The organism is Kurthia sp. Dielmo, assembly GCF_000307285.2.
In the GTDB taxonomy this organism is placed as follows: Bacteria; Bacillota; Bacilli; order Bacillales_A; family Planococcaceae; genus Kurthia; species Kurthia populi.
The window spans coordinates 14,146-31,999 of sequence record NZ_HE578961.1; the positions used below are offsets into that span (position 1 = coordinate 14,146).

The following is a 17,854-nucleotide window of genomic DNA, read 5'->3' on the forward strand; positions in this document are numbered from 1 at the left end:
CTCATTCGTTTCTAAGATGATGAGATAGTCTGCATGTAAACGAAGACAAGTTTACTTCTGGAAAGTATCGCGCACAACCAAAAACAAGATCCCGAATTCATCGCATGCTGGCTTGAATCAGAGGGCTCACTTGAATTGAGCTACTTAGAGAAAACATTCGGCATCGACCTAGACCGATTCTTCTATGTTGAACATGATAAAGATGGCGCTGCAGAAGGTGCGTTAAACATCATCGAAACAGTCATCAGCTCAAACAGCGTAGATATGGTAGTTGTCAATTCACTAAAATGCTTAGTACCAAAAGAAGAGTTCAAAAAGGACCTAGAGGATGCAGTTGTTGCACTTCAAGCACGTATGAATGCGCGTATGACACGTAAATTCACTTCAATTGTTTCCGAGAATGAGGTTGCGTTTGTATTAATCACACACCTAACAACTCAAATCGGTACAATGTCACGCGATCCATTAATCGTTTCTGGTGGCCACGCAATTGCATTCGCATCATCTCTAACTGTAGATATGCGTAAAAACTCTATTTCAAAAGAGGACCCAATTGATAAAGAAGAAGGCATTAAAGTTTGTCTACGTGTGAAGAAAAATCACTGTACACCTCGACGTAATCCATACGTACAAACAACGTACTATGCAATTTACGACCAAGGTATCGAACGTTACTTACCGCTAATCGCTCGTTTAACAGATGAAGGCATCTTAATTAAAAATGGGGCATTCATCAAAGATCCAGACGAGAATGGCGAGCCAAAGGTAATTGATGATGTGAAATACCAATGGCAAGGGAGCAAAGCTTTACGTGAGTTCTTAGTCAACAACCCAGCCTATTACGATGAATTAATTTCTCGTATGCAAGGCTCGTTAATTGAAGATTTGTCGCAAGAGGAGATTGATTCAATTAAAGAGGAACAAAAACAAATCGCTTCGCAAGCATTGAAATCAAAAGCGAAGGCAAACAAAGCGGATAAAGCCGCTTCTAAAACAACTAAAGAACAAGCCGAAGCCGATGCAAAATCTTTAATCGGAGCTAAATAAGGACGACTTTACATTTAAGGAGTGGACAAGATGAATAACTTTTCATCTTCCTAACCTTAAATGTTTCTATTTATACATAGACATTTAAGGTAGGAAGTAATCATCAAAGTAGTTTTTACATATAAAGATTAGGAGTGATACCATGGCATGCGAATGGGGACATGATGACTGCGCTAATGAAGATGATAAATGCTTCTTGTGCATCACAGAAAGCTTGCAATATGTAGCAAGGAAACAGCAGAAACGCTATGGAATGAGAAATCATGCGCAGAAGAAAGATGGTCGTCAAGGTAGTGGTTTCGAATTTAAGAACCACCAGAACAACGAAGCGATTTTACAAGCATCTTCTGGTATGACGCTTAATAGCGGTGCAACAGTCATTGAAAAGGGTGACGAACAAATCCGAGGTGTTATTCGGGTTATGGAGGAGCTAAAAACAAAGACTGGTGAAAAAGCAAGAGGTGCGAAGTCATTTGCTGTGAAAAAAGAATGGCTAGATAAGCTGCATACCGAAGCGATGGCTGAAAATATGGAATTCTGGTACTTAAAATTTAGCTTTTTCGAATCTGATCCAAACGTCTATGTCGTGGTAGAGCAAGATATTATTATGTCCATGGTTAAAACAATGGTTGAGGATCGCAAACGTTTCTATCAAGCAGATAAACGCATTAACCTTGCAGAGAAAAAAACTGCTTATATGCAGGCAAAGAACGCCGAATTGTTATCAGAAAACGAACTATTAAAAGCACAGCTATCTCAATACCAAACTGACGATATGTTGTTTGATACGTCTGCATTAGACGACTAATTTAAAAAGATGAAGGAGTTTTTCACATGATGAAAGTAGTAGTAAACGAAACAATTGAAAATGCAAGAGTTGTAGGGTATTACGAAAATCTACGATTAAGCGAATCAGCTAAAGCGCAAAAACCAAATTCTTATTTTTACGAGGTACGTCATCGAGGTAATAGCTGTGAACCCGAAGAAATCGCGAAATCAGTTGTTATTGATTTTGTTGGTACATTAGAAACAGCTGAGCCTATCAAGGAAATCGAACACATGGCCATTCTTGGTCACGATTGCGAAATCATTGCACCAGACTGGTTAAAATCTTTACAGCATGGGCTTTTTCCAAAACACGCATAGGAGGGGTACAGATGTTTCATGCAAATGTTGAAATCGGAGAAGATTACGTTACAATTTTTGATTCATACGGTAACGAGCTACTCCATTGGATTGAAGATGAATGGACGGAGGACCCAAGCGTCACACTAGCAATTGCACAAGCAATCCATACTTACCATACCAAAGGTGAGGATGCTATTAGGTCCACTATTTCAAAAGGGAAAGAAGGAATTTAAAAATGAACATGGAAGAATTCGACTTAAATACAGTAAAGGGTGTTTCATACGTTCGCCACGCAGATGGCCATGTATATAACCTTTTCCAACATATTTCAGAAGATGGTAATGGCGATCTTCCTCCGGTGATGGTTTATTACGACTCTAACGATTCGTATTACCGTCCAGTAGAGGATTTCTTCGGTACAACATTTGATATGTCGAGCCGAGAAGTTGAGCGCTTTATCCCATGTGCTGGAGACGGTACGTTCTTATGGAACCTTACTTTAGAAGGCGTTCCTGTAGTTACACGCGTAACACAATATGACTTAGCGGATAGTTTATCACAAATCATCCATGAGGAATCCGGGGTTGAAGTAGCGCTTGTTCCAGACATCTTAGATGAATATGCGCCGAGCTATGAAATCGAATATGCTGTGCAACTAACATCGGAAGAGGGTGTCCCAGATGACGACCAAGAGACGCTTCTAAATGACCGCTTCAATATCGACATTTGGGCTGATAGCGATGATTTAACAAAACAAATCCTCAGAGCTTTCAACTTGAAGCTAGAAGTCGCTAAATTTTAGGAGGAATACGGTGGAATTCTTAATCGCTGATACACATTTTCATCATAAAAAAATCATCGAATTTGAAGTAGGACGGTCTAATGAATTCAATGATGTAGAGCAAATGGATAACGAAATGATTTCCAACTGGAACAACACAGTAGGAGAACAGGACACTATTTACTTTTTAGGAGACCTTTCTATCAAAAGTGACTACAAGGTACTGCGACTACTTTTGAGTAAACTGAATGGCCATATCATTCATATTTTAGGAAATCACGATAGCGCAAAAACAGCGCGTCGTCTAAAAGAAGATGGGCTTATCTTCGATTATCACGAAGTAGGGTTACGCTTAAAAATCCAGAAACATATCCTTTATCTAACACATTACCCGATGATGATTGGGGATCGTGACCGCATCTGGAATATTCATGGACACATACACTCAACGCCATCATATGAATCACAACACATCAATGTTGGTGTTGATAGCAAACATATGCTGAAAGACTTTAAACGTCCATATGGTTCACCAGTCGCAATGGATGACATCCTAAACCATATTAGAAAAGAGGAACAATAATGAAAGAATACAAAGTACGTTTAAAACTTAGCGATGTAATCGCTTATGTGGATGCAGACAATGAAGACGAAGCAACGGAGAAGGCATCAAATAACTTCAAGTTCTACAATCCAGACACAGAAGTTGAAGAAGCAACTACCGAAGATGAAGCTGCAGATGAACACTATATCTTACGTTAATAATTAAATATTTAGGAGCGAATCTAATGGGACCGATTGAAAAACAAATTCTAGCGCTTGTACGAAAGGCGAACCCTATTAATCCATTAGGGTATGCAGGCGAGATTGTAAAGGACTACGCCCGTCAAAAATTGGATTCAAACCTTGCCACATTCCATGAGCAAGGCGCATTTCCATTTCATACGGTAACGCGTGGTCCAATAAATGCTGACTTGCTTGTGATTAATAATGGTGCAACCGATGAACAAGCACAACTAAATCAATCTATTGTGCGTTCAATGGAAGGCACACAGGCAATTGTTGATGTAGAAAACGTGTTAGATTTTGTAGGTTTCGACCGAAAAAACGTATTTTACATAGATGCAATCAATCGTGTCACTTATCGTGAAATTTCTGGGAATATTCAAGTGCGCAATGCGACACAACACGAAATCAAGCAAGCTCGACCTATCGTAGCTAATGCGATTGACATAGTAAAACCAAAAGCAATCTTGCTTTTAGGCGCACAAGCGAATAACATGTTTAACCAAAGTGTTGCGCTTGCCAAGGTGAAAGGGGAAGTTCGTTACTACGGAAATATCCCGATGATGTCTGTCTATCATCCCGACTACTTTCGCCACATAAAAGGCAAACGCTCTGACCAAGAGATTGAATTGTTGCAGAAAATGTTCTGCGATAATGTATCTAAACTAATCGAAACTGCCGAATTATCGAACAATACACACTCATAAAACTACTATCCAACGGGGGAATTTTATTATGTCTTTATTAACAGAAGCAATGAAAAAACGCGAAGCAGCACAATCTCAACAAGGGACAACTACACCTAGTCCAATCGTAGAAGAAAAGAAAGCGGAAAAAGCGGCTACGCCTAATCCATTCGCAGCTGCATTAGCAAAACGCAAAGCACAACAAGAAGCTGCTAAAAATGTTCCAGCTGACACATCAACAGAAGATACAGAGGTAAAAGCTGTAGATGCAAAAGCAAAAGCGGAAGCGGATGCAAAAGCGGAAGCGGATGCAAAAGCAAAAGCGGAAGCAGATGCAAAAGCTAAAGCCGATGCAGAAGCGAAAGCGAAGAAAGATGCAGATGCAAAAGCTAAAGCCGATGCAGATGCAAAAGCGAAGAAAGATGCAGAAGCAAAAGCTAAAGCTAAAGCCGATACAGAAGCTAAAGCAAAAGATAAAGAAAAGGCTACTGCAGACAAAAAAGCTAAAGCCGATGCGAAGGCGAAAGAAGAAGCAGATAAAAAGGCTGCAGATGCAAAAGCCGAAGAAGATAAACAAATGAGCTTATTAGATGCAACTGCAGATACGAAAGAAAAAGAAGATACCGAATCTACAAAAAAAGATACGACTTCTACTAAAACTACTGCTCGTGGTGGCAGCCGCAAGACAACTGTCAATGCGAAATCAGATGAAGTAATTTCTATTCCACGCACAACAGTTTCTTTCGATCAAGCTATCCGAGGAATTAGTTCAAACTTTGTTGATGAAAACTGGAACACATTCCGTAAGACCGTAGAAGATGAAGTTTCAGCGATTGAAATTTCACAGGACATGAACCCTGGCACATTAAAAGTGACACTACAAAAACTTTCAGATATTCGTTCACGAATCTGGGTACCGTTCCAAGACTTAAAATCACAATATGAAAACTTGTCATCTAAAGAGCCAGAAGGTTTAATCGAACGTATCAAACGCATCAACATTTCTAGCGCTTCAAATGATATGGAACGTCGCAAAACAGGTGTACTTGCAGTAATGCATCACAAAACTCCAGATGGTGAAGAAATTAACCTATTCGAAGTATTGGATGAAGTACGAACACGCTACACATTCTTACGTGCTGCGATGGACAATGTTACGTTCAAAACAAATGCGCTAATCACGATGAATGGTGCGCTTAAATTAGAACAGTCGCACATCCAATAATGTGATAAAATGACCGCGAAAACTTACTATCTATATTTTAGGAGGAACATCTCATGCAACAAGTAAACTTTCCAAAAGAAATTAAAGCCATTATTGACGAGGAAATCCCCAATTCACTCATTAAGGAGCGTAGCGGTGGTGGATCTAAGAAACTGCGATACATCAGCGGTTCTACAGTAATTGACAAATTAAACATTGCGTTTGACCGTATGTGGTCATGGCACCTTAAAAAGCAATGGGTACAAGAATCTGTAGCTAAATATAATCCGAAGTACGATAAAGAACCTGTACCACAAGGGCCTGTAGCACATGTAACAGGTATTTTAACAGTCTATTTCAAAGCAGATGACGGTAGCCTTATCCAAGTGGAAAAAGAAGCATCCGGCTCAAAAGCCATTATGGGCGGTCAATCTGACCAAGAACATATTTTCAAAGCTGCTGGAACAGATGCGTTGAAGAAAGCCGCTTCATTGCTAGGTATTGGCTTACAACTATTCCGAGATGAAGAAGAACAATTTTATTATGAATCAAAAACATCTTCTGATAACTGGAATGAAGAAACGCTTGAAGAGTTCAAAGACGAATTGCAATGGATTAAAGATTTCCAAGCAAAAACTAATTTCGGCGATACAGAAATGGCCTATTTCTATGAAACATTTAGCGGAAATAAAGCTTCTAATATTGAAGGGATTCGTCCAAGCAAAATCAAAGATTTTATTTCTTTCGTTGACAGAGAAGCTCGTGAAGCAGGTGTAGGTGCTTAATGATTCAAGAAACGCCTTATCACCGCTGTGAAGCATGCGGTTCTCCAGAGTTCATTATTTTACCAACATACAATATTCAATATGGAAAACCTAGTGAATTGACTGGTAAAAATAAATATACATGTGCGAATTGTGGTCATCCACAAAGCTCACGAGAACTAAAATTAACAGAATAACAAACATGACGGCTTCGGCCGTTTTTGTTTTTGGAGGAAAAATCATGAAGATAATAGTCGGAAGGGCTATAAATGGAATTTCCATCAATGGTCTTGAATACCTAACTGATAACCAAGGAAATACAATGGCCTTCAAAGATGTCCCAGAAGCCAAAAACTTTTTATTAAAAAACGGTGTTTCTGAACAAATTATTGAGGATTTTGTCTTTAAAGAGGAGTAAAATAGAAGTAGACCTGATTCTTAGGTCGTAGGAGGATTTTAACATGACACAACTACGTTTGTACGCAGTGACATGGGCGACTGATACAGCGGGTGTCAGTCCTCATAATAATGAAAGAACCGAGGTATTTTTCAAAGGCTGTCAAAAAGCCACCTCTGGGAACGCTTGTTTAGGTTGTTTTAATAGACCTTTATGGGACATTGCAGAGGAGGACCGCATGAGAGAGATCAATGCGGTAGCGGAGCAGCTTATCGAGCATGCTCCTCATAAATACATCACAATTGGTGGCGGTGAGCCTACCGACCAACCAGAAGCACTGTTAGCATTATGCAAACGACTAAAAGCAGAAGGTTTTCATATCATGGTTTATACATGGAAGGACCTTCGCTACATGATGCTTAACAGAACAGGTGAGCGTCAATTCTTCATTGACTTACTAGATACTGTTGATATGTTAGTCGACGGCATCTATGATCCACACCAACGTCTTTATCGCCCAAAAGCCCAAGATGGATTCTTTTCATCAATTGGGAGTGGAAATCAAACAATATGGGATGCGCATACTTTAAAGCGGGATAAGACGACTGTTAAAGGCTATAAAATGCGTGACGTTACAGCAATGCGATTAGATGATGACAACCGTCTAATCTATCTAAAAGAACCACAAGCATCGAATACAATCTGCCAAATTTTGTAACCGATGCTCTTAAACTTACTATCTCTAACCGCTTTTAAGGAGGCAATCTCATGGACACAAAATCTTTTGTACAACCGACTAATATATACACACTGGTCAACCCAGAAGGTATAGAGGACGATACCCTTGAAATGGACCGTCTAAAAAACACCCCACTGCGCGACAGCTCGTTCCGAGACATCTGTGAAGTAAACTACTCTATTCATCATCAATTCTCCTTCGAGGAAATGGTTCTCTACATCACATCAACATGCAATTTCAAGTCTAAAAATGTCGAAAAAGAAGTAAGCTACAAGAGTCCGATTGATCCGCGTGAAGTAGCATTAGCTGCCCGAGAAACTGTTCTATCTGCTAGTGTCGACTTTAATAGCACAGGACGCATTCAAGCTATGATTTCAAATAATGTAAATCATATATTGAATGAAATGATGCAATGTCACTTTGTCGTACCAATGAATACAGAAACTCCGTTGCAATTTGGACAACTTATTTATAATGGTACACCTATCGCAATTATTGAAAGCATCGTTCAAAAATCATCACGCGCGATCCACATTGAATGTTACCCTAAAAACATTTTCGACCAAATTGTAGGGGATGGACAAATCACTGTACATCTAGGGTTAAACGAAGAAAATCTTATGCTAGGCGTTGTTGATTCAATCACTGAAAGCGACAAGACAGGCATTCTATACATTTCTTTAAAAAAATCTTTAGAGAACGTCATAGACGAGATTTCTTACCCGATTTCATTCAAAAATAATAAATCAGACAACGAAGCGGCATTTTATCAAGAATGCCTAGACTATTTGAATAGCAAAAAACAACAAATCCAAACTGTAGATACCGAAGAAATTGAAGATTTCTTAGAAGATTTCTTCGGATAAGGAGAACTGTACTATGAAAACTGAACTACAAGATGTTATGGACTTACTTCACGCAAAAAGAAAACTCGTGTGGGTAAATACATATGAAGAAGAACGTTTTATCAAAGACCTAGCATTGAATTCAAAGCGCGATGCTAAGTTGGTCAACTATGACATTTTAGAATGGAGTGCCGCTTCGGGTGTATCAAGAGTATTCACAACACCAGCAGGCCGTATCGAGAAAGAAATCGTTACGGATAAGGCGCAACCAAAAATTGTAATGGATCAAATCTTTGCAGAGGTTGAAAAACCTTCAAATGCATACAAGCCATCCATTTTTATCTTAAAAGATTTCGATTACTTCTTAGAAAAAGATGAAGTAATCTATCGTCGTATTCGAGATTTCGTCGAGATTCAAACGAGAACAAACGACATTACAATTATTGTGCTTACAAGCAACACGAATGTTCCTGCCCGTCTGAACCGATTAACGTATACTGTTTCGTACAGCTTGCCAAAAGAAGATGAAATTCGTGATTATTTTTCTAAATTTAGAGATGCGCTAAATAAAAAATTAGCCTTGTCTGGTGAAGAGGATAAAATGATTGACGATAAATTGCTGGAACAACTCGTTAAGAGCAGTGCCGGTTTATCAATTCAAGAAGTAGAAGCCTTCTCGAAAATCAGTTTGGCTTCAACAGCTACGTTGGATTTATCTGTTCTGCATGGTATGAAGCTAGATTTAATCGAGCGCACAGGCGTTCTTGAATACAAAGAAACAAAAGCGACAATGGATAAAATCGGTGGGAACGAAGCATTTAAACAATGGGTGTCAGACATCAAGATGGCCTTCTCACCAGAAGCAGAAGCGTTTGGATTACCAAAACCAAAAGGTTACTTAGCTTTAGGTATTCCTGGTACATCAAAAACATACGCTGCAGAAGCATTAGCAGGTGAAATGAACATCCCTATGATTCAATTATCACTTTCAAAAATCATGGACCGTAAAGTAGGGGCTTCTGAACAACGTGCAATGGAAGCTTTCCGTATCATTAAAGCAAACGCACCTTGTCTGCTTCTAATTGATGAAGTAGAGAAAGAAATTGGTGGCGTTGCTTCATCTAACTCAACAGATGGTGGTACAGTATCACGTATTTTTGCTCAACTATTAAAATTCCTAAATGATAACAAGGAAGTTTTCGTTGTGATGACATCGAATGACGTATCTAAGTTGCCTTCTGAATTAACTCGTAGCGGGCGATTAGATGCTAAATGGTACTTCGGTCTACCAAACAACACAGAGCGTAAAGAAATTGCTCGTATTCATTTGGATTCTACTAACAAGCCATACGATGAAGAACTATTGAATGACTTCGTTAGTGCAACAGCTAACTATACTGGCGCTGAAATCAAAGAAGCTGCGCAAGGTATGGTTAAATACTTGTTCAATGACTTTGTAGAACGTGGGCAAGAAAGTTTTACGACAGAGCACTTAATGAAATCCGTTGCGACGGTAGTTCCTATTTATGATTCATCACGAGAAAGCATCTTATCTTTAGAAACATGGGCTCGTACACGAGCATTAAACGCTAGTGGCCAAGAGCAAAATCAATCATCACAGTATGCCGATCCAAACGACATTATTGTGGAACTATAGGAGGTATCGTCATGGAAGTATGTTTACCAACAGACAAACACAAATCTGAAATGACGTTCGAAGAGCGCTTAAAAAAGGACTTTGAACGTATGAACATTTCAACAACTGTATTCGAGAATGAAATGAAGCGCAATCCAATGTTCTTTATGTTTCACGAAGCCTTCATTGGTGCTATTCGTTCGCAAGAGAGCACGATTCGTGCTCTTCTAACAAACTCACCGATTCCCGGAATGGATAAAAACCAATTAGCTAACCTTAAAGACAGCTTTTTAAAGGAGATGCAGATTCAATATGCCATGGAAAAATAGAGATGATGGAAAACCTGTCCAATTTTTTAAAGCGGTTTCGGTAGAAGAAGAATATTTTGACGCCTCTGATATTACGAAAGATTGGGGCATTTATGCAGTCGACACGTATGGTAACAAAGGACCTCAATTAAGTACATATGCTGTGCGAGAATCTTTAAAAGATGCTGTAGAGGTTTTGGGTAAACCAGAAATCCTTTCTAAAATAGAAGGATCTGCCAGCATGTCACAAGTGTATGATGCAGAGACCGTAGAGTATGCAAAAAAACTATTCACTATGCAATCCGTTTTGTGTGTCGATCACTATATGTACAAAAGTAAACGTACAAAGCGTAAAAACGCATATTGTTTAGGTTTAAAACAAGCAGAAATCTGCTCGCAACAACGTAAACTAGAAGCGATGCGACGAAACAAACGTCCTCGCTATAATCAAACGCTGTCAGTTTAACTGCCAATTAAACGTTGGGCTTTATCAAGTAGCTATCGCTCCCCAATGACACTGCAGCACCTAACACTTACTATCACTATTAAACTTTAAGGAGGGCTTATATATGAGCCACTGGAGAAAATTCAATTCACAGGTATTAAACGACATTAATAAAGACATTTTATCGAAAGCATTAGCAAACATGGTCGATAGACAAGGGAATATTTTAAACTTAACATTTGACGAGTCTATCACAAATATTCGAAACACATGGGGACACGAAACTGTGTCCGCTAGCTTAGTCAAAGATGGTAAACCAATCGCTTTAGGCTTTAACTTTAAGGAAATTGACGGTAAGATTGCATTAGAGCTATCTGGCGATTTCTTTGGCACTGGTCTGAATGAATCTAGCTTCATTGACCAGCTTTCACAAAACTACCAACGTTATCGTGTAGAGCAAATCTTAGAAGAAAACAATTATTCAATCGAGTCTATTACGACTAACGAAGAAGGCGAAATTGAGATGATTGCCGAGATGTGGGCGTAAACTTACATCGCCTTGAACATAGACATAAATTACTATCTAAAATAGGGAGTTTGAAGCGCATGGAAAACAAAAAAGTGAAAGTAGGAGTCGTAATCGAAAATGGTGTATTGATCGGTTTCACATCGAATGTGGATGTTGAATTCTATTGTGTCGAAAAGCAAGACAGCACAGTAGAAGCATCTATTTTGAATGTTACTGGCGACGAAGATGTTATGCAGAAATTTGCTGAAACAACATTAGACGCAACCAGTGACGACGATAATACCAAAAAAGGGCGAGCCTAACTGAACGTTGCGCATCAAAACAAAGGAAGAAGGACGAATATCATGAGTAAACGAATTAAAATTAATATTGGTACAAAAGGCGACTACGGCATCGAAGCACTGTCTGGCTTCGAAGGACAAGATTGTGTTAGCGGAACTGCTGACTTAGAACTAGCTCTAGGCGGTGAAATTGTAGATGAAGGTAAAAAACCTGAATTCTACGATAGCGGTGCGGTCACATCAATCGAAAGCCAACTATAAACAACACAAATAAATCTGCCGATTTAAAATTTACTTACAAAGGAAATCCCGACTATGAAAACGTTCAAACAAGTAAAAAATACCTTCTCTGGTAACGAAATGTTTCTTGTAGAAAATGAAAATAACCAAACAGTTCTAACAAAAGACGTCAACAACTTAGCAGCTGCATTACCGTTCAAAGAAAAGGATGCTCAAGTCTGGAAAGAAGTAAGCGGAGAGATTGTCGTTCGAAGCGAGAATGAAATCACTACACGCATTACACCGGTGGAAGATGGATTCTTTATTGAGTCATTCAATTCTATTGTAGGTATGACAGGACATGTTTATTTGCCATCTCAAACCTATGCTTTAATCATTCACAACAAGCAAGAACAACCTGCTTCTTAAAAACGTTGTTTAATAGAAGTCACTTTTCCAGTACTAATAAGGTATACGAAAGGAGTGTTTCTATGCGAATTAGTGAAAACGGTAAGAAGTTAATTAAAAGCTACGAAGGTGTCCGTTTAACGGCCTACAAGCCTGTACCGACTGAAAAGTATTGGACAATTGGCTATGGTCATTACGGTGCCGACGTAAAACAAGGGATGCGGATTTCGCAAGCTCGTGCGAACCAACTATTCGATAATGACATCCCGAAATATGAAAAGCCTGTTCAAGCGCTCAATATGGATTTAACGCAAAAACAATTTGATGCGCTTGTTTCATTCTGCTACAATTGTGGCGAGACTAACTTAAAAGTCTTATGTTCAAGTAAAGACCTCTATAAAATCGCCACAACCATTATCCTTTATAATAAAGGTGGCGGTGTTATATTACCTGGTCTTGTAAAGCGCAGAACTGAAGAACAGTCTTGGATTATGTCTGGTCTTAAAAATCCTCCATTGAAAGAAAAAAATACCTCTACAACTTTACAAGTGGATGGTTATTGGGGCATGGACACAACTAAGCAACTGCAAAAAGTTTTGGGCGTCACAGTCGATGGTTACATCGGCGGGCAAGTACATAATGCAATCACTAAAGGCATTGTCGGTATTGTTTACAATAATGGTAACGGCTCTGACACAGTACGTGCATTGCAAAAGGTATTAAACGTCACAGTTGATGGCTATCTAGGAGTAGATACAATTAGGTCTCTCCAACGATATTTAGGTACACCAGTCGATGGTGTGCTTTCAAGGCCTTCTACTGTAGTTAAAGCATTACAACATTGTCTAAATGACGGTAAGCTTTAACGACACTTTTCGGGCAGTTCGTTTAATTACGAGCTGCCTTTTTATTATGCCCAAAAAGGGGCACCGACTAAGTATCTAATAGAGAGGGCGAAAATATGCACAGTTATAATTTATTAGGATTGGAAACAATTAGCGTTCAAGTAAAAGGCGAGATTCGTGAAACGAAACATATTACCGACACACTTAAAAACAGCGCTGTTTTGTTAGCCATCCCAGAAGCAGAGATTGCCAAAGCTTATTCAGCAAAAAACCCAGACAGCTTACAAGAGTTACTGATTAACAACGGCTGTCCAGCGAATGCGTCAATTGAGTATGTCAATGCTACATTCGGTTTAATCGACACTGCCATCGAGTTATTATCGAAAAAAATAGGCGCACCTACGAGCTTATGTGTAAACAAGCAGACACCGTTTTTATCTGTGTCACTATATGACCTGCATAAAGTGGGTAGTGATTATTTAACAGGCTTTGCAATGGAGGCCGTTGACTAATGAGAAAAATCGGCTGTGAAGATATTCAATTTATTATCAGTGAGAAAAAGCATCCAGTAATAAAAGAATGTGTACAAGAAATCCGTAAACGTATCAAGGAAATCGACGTGAGCTATTATGATGCAATTAATGCATACAACTTAGAAGATGCACACGTTTTGGCTGTTATTATCCCAGAGACAGATAAAACGACTGCCTACGCTATGTCTATGGAGTTATTTCAAGTCATTGACCATTTTATTGATCGTATGCGTCAGTATGTCACACCAGGAGCTATCAACATTAATGTTTCTGACGACAACGAGCTTTATACATATGTCACTGCAGAAGATGTTCTATTCCTAAAGGATTTTAGGCACTTCGAAGATGAAGCGCGCATTACAATTTAATACATATTAAGAAAGGATGAATAACCAACATGGCAATCACAACTGTACACCCAACCATTGCGCATCTAAACAAGTTTCAACTAGAGCCAGCGCAACATATCAATGGTCCTCTTTTCGTGTTAGCTGGACCGGGGAGTGGTAAAACAAACCTTATTGTCTCTCGTGCTTCGTACATGATTGAAAAAGGTATTGATCCACTTTCAATGCTAATGTTTACTTTCACAAAGAAAGCGGCCAACGAAATGCGTGAGCGTGTCCATCTAAAAGTTGGTCCTCGTGCTAACGATTTAACAGTAAGCACATATCATTCTTTCTGTTCAAGATTACTAAGGAAGTACGCAAACTACTTAGGTTACGAAACAAACTTCACAATCTATGACACAGACGACCAAATTAGTACGATTAAGAAAATCGCAAAAGATGGTATGTTCAAACCTCGTGATGTTATCAATGAAATTTCAAGCATGAAAAATAAAAACATCACACCTCAAAAAGCGTTAGAAAAGGCTCAATATGAGGGGACTGCAAAGGATAAATATGTTGCAGAAGTTTACAAGCAATATCAAAAGGAATTAAAAGAGCAGAATGCTGTTGATTTCGACGACTTAATTCTTCTTTCAATCTTATTGCTTCGTACTCAACCAGAAGTTAAACGCGAAGTGAATCAACGCTATCGCTATTTATTCTGCGATGAAACGCAGGATTCGTCATCTCGCGACCTTGATTTAATTAAACTACTCGCCGGTGATGATATGAACGTTTGCTTAATTGCAGACGATGACCAAAGTATTTATGCCTTTCGAGGTGCTGACATTAATGAAATCCTCAAATTAAAAGCGCGCTTTAAAGGACTGAAAGTATATACTCTGCAACAAAACTATCGCTCTACGCAAACAATTGTGAACGCAGCTCGTAGCCTTATCTCTCATAATGAGCAGAGCTACGAGAAAGAACTGTTTACCGAAAACAAAGTAGGCGAGCAATTAATGTTCATTGATACGCAAAACCAGTCCCAAGAAGCTTCATACATTTCAACATTAATTGAAGCGCTGACACAGAACGGTACCTATCAGTACAAAGATATTGCTATCCTTTATCGGATGAACCATCTGTCCCGTTCGATTGAAGAGGCCCTTCTACAGAAGCAGGTGCCATACACTGTGGTCGGCGGCTTACCATTCTACAAACGTCGTGAAATCAAGGACATCATGTCTTATATTCGTTTAGCCTACAATCCACTTGACCGAGAAGCATTTGAACGTGCAATCGGTGTACCAAAGCGTGGTGTTGGCGATAAATCACTTGAACACATCCACGCTTACGTGCGCAATCGCGCATCTAATTATATTGATGCGTTGCCTAATACAGATTTACGTGGGAAAGCGAAGAAAGGTGTAGAGCAATTCTATACCTTCATGGAAAAGTTCCGAGAAGAATTGTACACAATGGCGCCAAAGGATATTGTGCTGTACGTTGTACATGGCATTAAGTATATTGATTTGCTTGTCGAAATGGACGAGCCAGATATGGAGACGCGTGTAGGTAACTTAGATGAATTAGTAAACATTGCCGCATCTTACGATCAAGTAGACGAATTCTTAGAGAATTTGTCATTGAATGTAGAAGATGCAGAGCAAATTGAAAATTCTATCAACCTAATGACGTTACACGCATCAAAAGGTCTGGAGTTCCCGATTATCATTATGATTGGTAACAATGAAGGCATCATTCCATCATGGAGAGCTGACACACAAGCTTCTATTGAGGAAGAGCGTCGATTGCATTATGTCGGCATGACAAGAGCAAAAGAAATCTTGATTCTTACTCGACCAAAAATGGTAATGAATCAAGGACGTTCACAGTACCAAGAAGAATCTCGATTCATTGGAGAAATTGATCCGCAGTATATCAGAGGACGCAGCTAAATTTGTCGAATTCGTAGACCTTTAATCATCATCACATGCCCTTGCTCGCTAATTAATTAGGACGCAAGGGCTATTTTTATTTGCCTTGTTAAGATAAAATAGACGGGCGAATAATAAAGAGGTGACAGCATGATTTACGAAAAAGAAAAAGTAGACGGCGGTTATTTGGTTCGCTACGGCGAAAAATTCACACGCGATGGATTCAATCAATTTGCGTGGCGTATGTCTTTTGTAAAGAATAAAAACTTTTCACCAAAATACCTAGATTGGGTGTACCCGCCAGATGGTATCAAAGAAATCAATATCTTATTTAGTATCGGTATGGATAAGGATGTAAACGATGTAAAAGAGGCATTGTCAAACGTTCGTCACGTTGTTTCAGACTATGATGAAATCGGTAAAGACATGATTCTGCAACCATACGATTATCAAAAAGAAATCATTAAATTTATTCTTGATAATCAAGGTGGCTTAATCGTTGCTCCATGTGGATCTGGTAAAAGCCCTATGGGTATCGGAACATACCTTGAAGCGAAAAAGCGTGGTCTAATCAATGGACCAGGTGCCATTATCGTCAAGGCATCCTTAAAAGTTCAGTGGGTGAAGGAAGTATCGAAATTCGCCCACTTAACAGCTAACGGCATTTATACGAAAGCTGACTTTTGTTCAAATGAATACAACCGAGTCAAAACGCGTAAGAATGCAATTAAAAAACTCGATGAAAAGGGTTCGTTAACAAAGAAAGAAAAAGAAAAAAAAGCGAAGAAGAAGCGTGAAATCATCGCGCTATATAAAGAAATTGACGAGAAGTTCAAAATGCAATTTCAAGGATATGACCTCTTCGTTTTAAACTACGAAACCGTTAATGATCCAGACGTAAGAGAAACATTGAAAGAAGCGGGCATTGAATACATAATGGCCGATGAAATACACTACATCAAAAATCGTGAAGCGAAACGCTCTTTAGCGATGGCTGATTTAGGTGACGTTAAATTCAAAGTAGGTGCTACAGCAACTCCGGTTGGTAAATCACCAGAGGACTTGTTTGGTATTTTCCGCTTTGTTAGCCCAGAGTTGTTCCCGAAATGGTCCGACTTTTCTAAGACGTATTTAAAATACTCCGGTGGAAAGTTTGGTCGAGTTTCGGGCGTAGAGAACAAAGAGCAATTAACCACAAAGATACAGAAAAATATGATTGTTAAATCAAAGCATGATGTATCAAGTCAATTGCCTAAACTTGTTGTTACGCCACTCGTTTGTAGACTGTCTTATAAGCAGCAACAAGTGCATACAACACTAATGGAAGAGCTAGATGACTTGCATGAACAAGAGAAGATGCTGAAAATGCGTATGCGTTCAGAGGATGAACTGCGAAGTAACGAAGATTACTTGAAAATTTCTGCAGGTATATTAGCTCGACAAACATTTGCGCAGCAGCTTTGCATTACAGAAGAACTTCTACTTAAGAGTGATTCAAACATGGCAAAGCAGTATACGACAGGTGACAGCAGCTCCAAAATGGAACTATTAAAGGAAAAAGTAGGGGAGATTTTAAATGAAGGGGAAAAGGTCTGTATCTTTTCTCGCTACACATCATTGCAGGACATACTCATTGATGACTTCAAACGTGCTTACCCAAACGTTGGCGTGGCCGTTATTCGCGGAGAGCTATCTGCTCAACAGCGATATATAGAAGCGTACGATAAGTTCCGAGATGATGACAAATATAAAATCCTACTTTGCTCCAATGCAGGTGCCGAAGGGCTTAATCTATCTAAATGTAAGTACTTAATAGAAGTTGAGCGCGCAGAATCGTTCGGTATTCAAACGCAACGCTATGGACGCTTAGAACGCGCGGATTCCATTCACGACACAGCATTTGTATATCAACTTGTTTGTGAAGAATCATGGGATGACATCGCTCAAAAGATTGTCGACAAAAAACAAAAATACGACGAAGAATTGATTCGTGGTATGTAG

At 39.1% G+C, this 17,854-nt stretch carries 25 protein-coding genes and 1 pseudogene; all 26 read left to right on the plus strand.

The genetic code is table 11. The features are described 5' to 3' along the window. Nucleotides 1–54 precede the first annotated feature (54 nt). Nucleotides 55–1,047 (plus strand): annotated as a pseudogene (locus tag KTHG_RS15480) (P-loop NTPase family protein); the annotation flags it as partial. A gap of 142 nt (nucleotides 1,048–1,189) precedes the next feature. Beyond that, nucleotides 1,190–1,855: a hypothetical protein gene (locus tag KTHG_RS15485; protein ID WP_139994935.1), complete on the plus strand. Its 666-nt coding sequence runs from the start codon at nucleotides 1,190–1,192 to the stop codon at nucleotides 1,853–1,855. A gap of 26 nt (nucleotides 1,856–1,881) precedes the next feature. Next, nucleotides 1,882–2,193 carry an LPD28 domain-containing protein gene (locus KTHG_RS15490; protein WP_139994937.1) on the plus strand — a complete coding sequence of 104 codons (312 nt, stop codon included), beginning with the start codon at nucleotides 1,882–1,884 and terminating at the stop codon, nucleotides 2,191–2,193. Between the two features lie 11 nt (nucleotides 2,194–2,204). After that, nucleotides 2,205–2,408 carry a hypothetical protein gene (locus tag KTHG_RS15495; protein ID WP_139994939.1) on the plus strand — a complete coding sequence of 68 codons (204 nt, stop codon included), beginning with the start codon at nucleotides 2,205–2,207 and terminating at the stop codon, nucleotides 2,406–2,408. Nucleotides 2,409–2,410: 2 nt separating this feature from the next. Continuing rightward, entirely contained in the window at nucleotides 2,411–2,977 is a 567-nt protein-coding gene (locus KTHG_RS15500; protein ID WP_139994941.1) for a hypothetical protein, read from the plus strand. 10 nt (nucleotides 2,978–2,987) lie between these two features. After that, nucleotides 2,988–3,539 carry a metallophosphoesterase gene (locus KTHG_RS15505; RefSeq protein ID WP_139994943.1) on the plus strand — a complete coding sequence of 184 codons (552 nt, stop codon included), beginning with the start codon at nucleotides 2,988–2,990 and terminating at the stop codon, nucleotides 3,537–3,539. Further along, on the plus strand, nucleotides 3,539–3,718 hold the full coding sequence (locus tag KTHG_RS15510) for a hypothetical protein (RefSeq protein WP_139994945.1): 180 nt from the start codon (nucleotides 3,539–3,541) through the stop codon (nucleotides 3,716–3,718). The genes KTHG_RS15505 and KTHG_RS15510 overlap by 1 nt, the downstream gene beginning before the upstream one ends. 26 nt (nucleotides 3,719–3,744) lie before the next feature. Next, nucleotides 3,745–4,449, plus strand: a complete 705-nt coding sequence (locus tag KTHG_RS15515) for a uracil-DNA glycosylase family protein (RefSeq protein WP_139994947.1) — start codon at nucleotides 3,745–3,747, stop codon at nucleotides 4,447–4,449. Nucleotides 4,450–4,477: 28 nt separating this feature from the next. Next, nucleotides 4,478–5,653: a hypothetical protein gene (locus tag KTHG_RS21465; RefSeq protein WP_186439663.1), complete on the plus strand. Its 1,176-nt coding sequence runs from the start codon at nucleotides 4,478–4,480 to the stop codon at nucleotides 5,651–5,653. 53 nt (nucleotides 5,654–5,706) lie between these two features. Beyond that, nucleotides 5,707–6,417: a Rad52/Rad22 family DNA repair protein gene (locus KTHG_RS15525; RefSeq protein WP_139994949.1), complete on the plus strand. Its 711-nt coding sequence runs from the start codon at nucleotides 5,707–5,709 to the stop codon at nucleotides 6,415–6,417. Beyond that, nucleotides 6,417–6,593: a hypothetical protein gene (locus KTHG_RS21470; protein WP_186439664.1), complete on the plus strand. Its 177-nt coding sequence runs from the start codon at nucleotides 6,417–6,419 to the stop codon at nucleotides 6,591–6,593. Before KTHG_RS15525 ends, KTHG_RS21470 begins: the two co-directional genes overlap by 1 nt. Before the next feature lie 44 nt (nucleotides 6,594–6,637). Further along, the gene (locus KTHG_RS21475) at nucleotides 6,638–6,814 is read left to right on the plus strand and encodes a hypothetical protein (protein ID WP_186439665.1); all 177 of its coding nucleotides are present in this window, start codon (nucleotides 6,638–6,640) and stop codon (nucleotides 6,812–6,814) included. A gap of 43 nt (nucleotides 6,815–6,857) precedes the next feature. After that, entirely contained in the window at nucleotides 6,858–7,511 is a 654-nt protein-coding gene (locus tag KTHG_RS15530; protein ID WP_139994951.1) for a 4Fe-4S cluster-binding domain-containing protein, read from the plus strand. Nucleotides 7,512–7,561: 50 nt separating this feature from the next. Continuing rightward, a complete protein-coding gene (locus tag KTHG_RS15535) occupies nucleotides 7,562–8,398 on the plus strand; it encodes a hypothetical protein (RefSeq protein ID WP_139994953.1) in 837 nt (278 codons plus the stop codon). Between the two features lie 13 nt (nucleotides 8,399–8,411). After that, nucleotides 8,412–10,034 (plus strand): AAA family ATPase, encoded by a 1,623-nt coding sequence (locus tag KTHG_RS15540; protein WP_139994955.1) that lies wholly within the window; start codon nucleotides 8,412–8,414, stop codon nucleotides 10,032–10,034. Between the two features lie 11 nt (nucleotides 10,035–10,045). Continuing rightward, nucleotides 10,046–10,342 (plus strand): hypothetical protein, encoded by a 297-nt coding sequence (locus KTHG_RS15545; RefSeq protein ID WP_139994957.1) that lies wholly within the window; start codon nucleotides 10,046–10,048, stop codon nucleotides 10,340–10,342. Further along, nucleotides 10,326–10,787, plus strand: a complete 462-nt coding sequence (locus KTHG_RS15550) for a hypothetical protein (RefSeq protein ID WP_139994959.1) — start codon at nucleotides 10,326–10,328, stop codon at nucleotides 10,785–10,787. The genes KTHG_RS15545 and KTHG_RS15550 overlap by 17 nt, the downstream gene beginning before the upstream one ends. A 103-nt stretch (nucleotides 10,788–10,890) precedes the next feature. After that, on the plus strand, nucleotides 10,891–11,313 hold the full coding sequence (locus tag KTHG_RS15555; RefSeq protein WP_139994961.1) for a DUF1257 domain-containing protein: 423 nt from the start codon (nucleotides 10,891–10,893) through the stop codon (nucleotides 11,311–11,313). A gap of 59 nt (nucleotides 11,314–11,372) precedes the next feature. Further along, complete coding sequence (locus KTHG_RS15560) at nucleotides 11,373–11,597, plus strand: hypothetical protein (RefSeq protein WP_139994963.1); 225 nt, start codon at nucleotides 11,373–11,375, stop codon at nucleotides 11,595–11,597. Between the two features lie 42 nt (nucleotides 11,598–11,639). Further along, nucleotides 11,640–11,837, plus strand: coding sequence for a DUF2997 domain-containing protein (locus KTHG_RS15565; protein ID WP_139994965.1), 198 nt, complete (start codon nucleotides 11,640–11,642; stop codon nucleotides 11,835–11,837). A 54-nt stretch (nucleotides 11,838–11,891) separates the two neighbouring features. After that, nucleotides 11,892–12,224 carry a hypothetical protein gene (locus KTHG_RS15570; protein WP_139994967.1) on the plus strand — a complete coding sequence of 111 codons (333 nt, stop codon included), beginning with the start codon at nucleotides 11,892–11,894 and terminating at the stop codon, nucleotides 12,222–12,224. A 62-nt stretch (nucleotides 12,225–12,286) separates the two neighbouring features. Further along, a complete protein-coding gene (locus KTHG_RS15575; RefSeq protein WP_139994969.1) occupies nucleotides 12,287–13,069 on the plus strand; it encodes a glycoside hydrolase family protein in 783 nt (260 codons plus the stop codon). A 95-nt stretch (nucleotides 13,070–13,164) separates the two neighbouring features. Then, complete coding sequence (locus KTHG_RS15580) at nucleotides 13,165–13,560, plus strand: hypothetical protein (RefSeq protein ID WP_139994971.1); 396 nt, start codon at nucleotides 13,165–13,167, stop codon at nucleotides 13,558–13,560. Then, entirely contained in the window at nucleotides 13,560–13,949 is a 390-nt protein-coding gene (locus tag KTHG_RS15585) for a hypothetical protein (RefSeq protein ID WP_139994973.1), read from the plus strand. The genes KTHG_RS15580 and KTHG_RS15585 overlap by 1 nt, the downstream gene beginning before the upstream one ends. A 29-nt stretch (nucleotides 13,950–13,978) precedes the next feature. Further along, nucleotides 13,979–15,874 carry an ATP-dependent helicase gene (locus KTHG_RS15590; RefSeq protein ID WP_139994975.1) on the plus strand — a complete coding sequence of 632 codons (1,896 nt, stop codon included), beginning with the start codon at nucleotides 13,979–13,981 and terminating at the stop codon, nucleotides 15,872–15,874. 129 nt (nucleotides 15,875–16,003) lie between these two features. Further along, the gene (locus KTHG_RS15595) at nucleotides 16,004–17,854 is read left to right on the plus strand and encodes a DEAD/DEAH box helicase (protein WP_139994977.1); all 1,851 of its coding nucleotides are present in this window, start codon (nucleotides 16,004–16,006) and stop codon (nucleotides 17,852–17,854) included.

Coding starts and splice junctions, on each gene's coding strand:
- KTHG_RS15485 (WP_139994935.1), top strand. CDS start 1,190: ATGGCATGCGAATGGGGACATGATGACTGCGCTAATGAAGATGATAAA.
- KTHG_RS15490 (WP_139994937.1), top strand. CDS start 1,882: ATGATGAAAGTAGTAGTAAACGAAACAATTGAAAATGCAAGAGTTGTA.
- KTHG_RS15495 (WP_139994939.1), top strand. CDS start 2,205: ATGTTTCATGCAAATGTTGAAATCGGAGAAGATTACGTTACAATTTTT.
- KTHG_RS15500 (WP_139994941.1), top strand. CDS start 2,411: ATGAACATGGAAGAATTCGACTTAAATACAGTAAAGGGTGTTTCATAC.
- KTHG_RS15510 (WP_139994945.1), top strand. CDS start 3,539: ATGAAAGAATACAAAGTACGTTTAAAACTTAGCGATGTAATCGCTTAT.
- KTHG_RS15515 (WP_139994947.1), top strand. CDS start 3,745: ATGGGACCGATTGAAAAACAAATTCTAGCGCTTGTACGAAAGGCGAAC.
- KTHG_RS21465 (WP_186439663.1), top strand. CDS start 4,478: ATGTCTTTATTAACAGAAGCAATGAAAAAACGCGAAGCAGCACAATCT.
- KTHG_RS15525 (WP_139994949.1), top strand. CDS start 5,707: ATGCAACAAGTAAACTTTCCAAAAGAAATTAAAGCCATTATTGACGAG.
- KTHG_RS21470 (WP_186439664.1), top strand. CDS start 6,417: ATGATTCAAGAAACGCCTTATCACCGCTGTGAAGCATGCGGTTCTCCA.
- KTHG_RS21475 (WP_186439665.1), top strand. CDS start 6,638: ATGAAGATAATAGTCGGAAGGGCTATAAATGGAATTTCCATCAATGGT.
- KTHG_RS15530 (WP_139994951.1), top strand. CDS start 6,858: ATGACACAACTACGTTTGTACGCAGTGACATGGGCGACTGATACAGCG.
- KTHG_RS15535 (WP_139994953.1), top strand. CDS start 7,562: ATGGACACAAAATCTTTTGTACAACCGACTAATATATACACACTGGTC.
- KTHG_RS15540 (WP_139994955.1), top strand. CDS start 8,412: ATGAAAACTGAACTACAAGATGTTATGGACTTACTTCACGCAAAAAGA.
- KTHG_RS15545 (WP_139994957.1), top strand. CDS start 10,046: ATGGAAGTATGTTTACCAACAGACAAACACAAATCTGAAATGACGTTC.
- KTHG_RS15550 (WP_139994959.1), top strand. CDS start 10,326: ATGCCATGGAAAAATAGAGATGATGGAAAACCTGTCCAATTTTTTAAA.
- KTHG_RS15555 (WP_139994961.1), top strand. CDS start 10,891: ATGAGCCACTGGAGAAAATTCAATTCACAGGTATTAAACGACATTAAT.
- KTHG_RS15560 (WP_139994963.1), top strand. CDS start 11,373: ATGGAAAACAAAAAAGTGAAAGTAGGAGTCGTAATCGAAAATGGTGTA.
- KTHG_RS15565 (WP_139994965.1), top strand. CDS start 11,640: ATGAGTAAACGAATTAAAATTAATATTGGTACAAAAGGCGACTACGGC.
- KTHG_RS15570 (WP_139994967.1), top strand. CDS start 11,892: ATGAAAACGTTCAAACAAGTAAAAAATACCTTCTCTGGTAACGAAATG.
- KTHG_RS15575 (WP_139994969.1), top strand. CDS start 12,287: ATGCGAATTAGTGAAAACGGTAAGAAGTTAATTAAAAGCTACGAAGGT.
- KTHG_RS15580 (WP_139994971.1), top strand. CDS start 13,165: ATGCACAGTTATAATTTATTAGGATTGGAAACAATTAGCGTTCAAGTA.
- KTHG_RS15585 (WP_139994973.1), top strand. CDS start 13,560: ATGAGAAAAATCGGCTGTGAAGATATTCAATTTATTATCAGTGAGAAA.
- KTHG_RS15590 (WP_139994975.1), top strand. CDS start 13,979: ATGGCAATCACAACTGTACACCCAACCATTGCGCATCTAAACAAGTTT.
- KTHG_RS15595 (WP_139994977.1), top strand. CDS start 16,004: ATGATTTACGAAAAAGAAAAAGTAGACGGCGGTTATTTGGTTCGCTAC.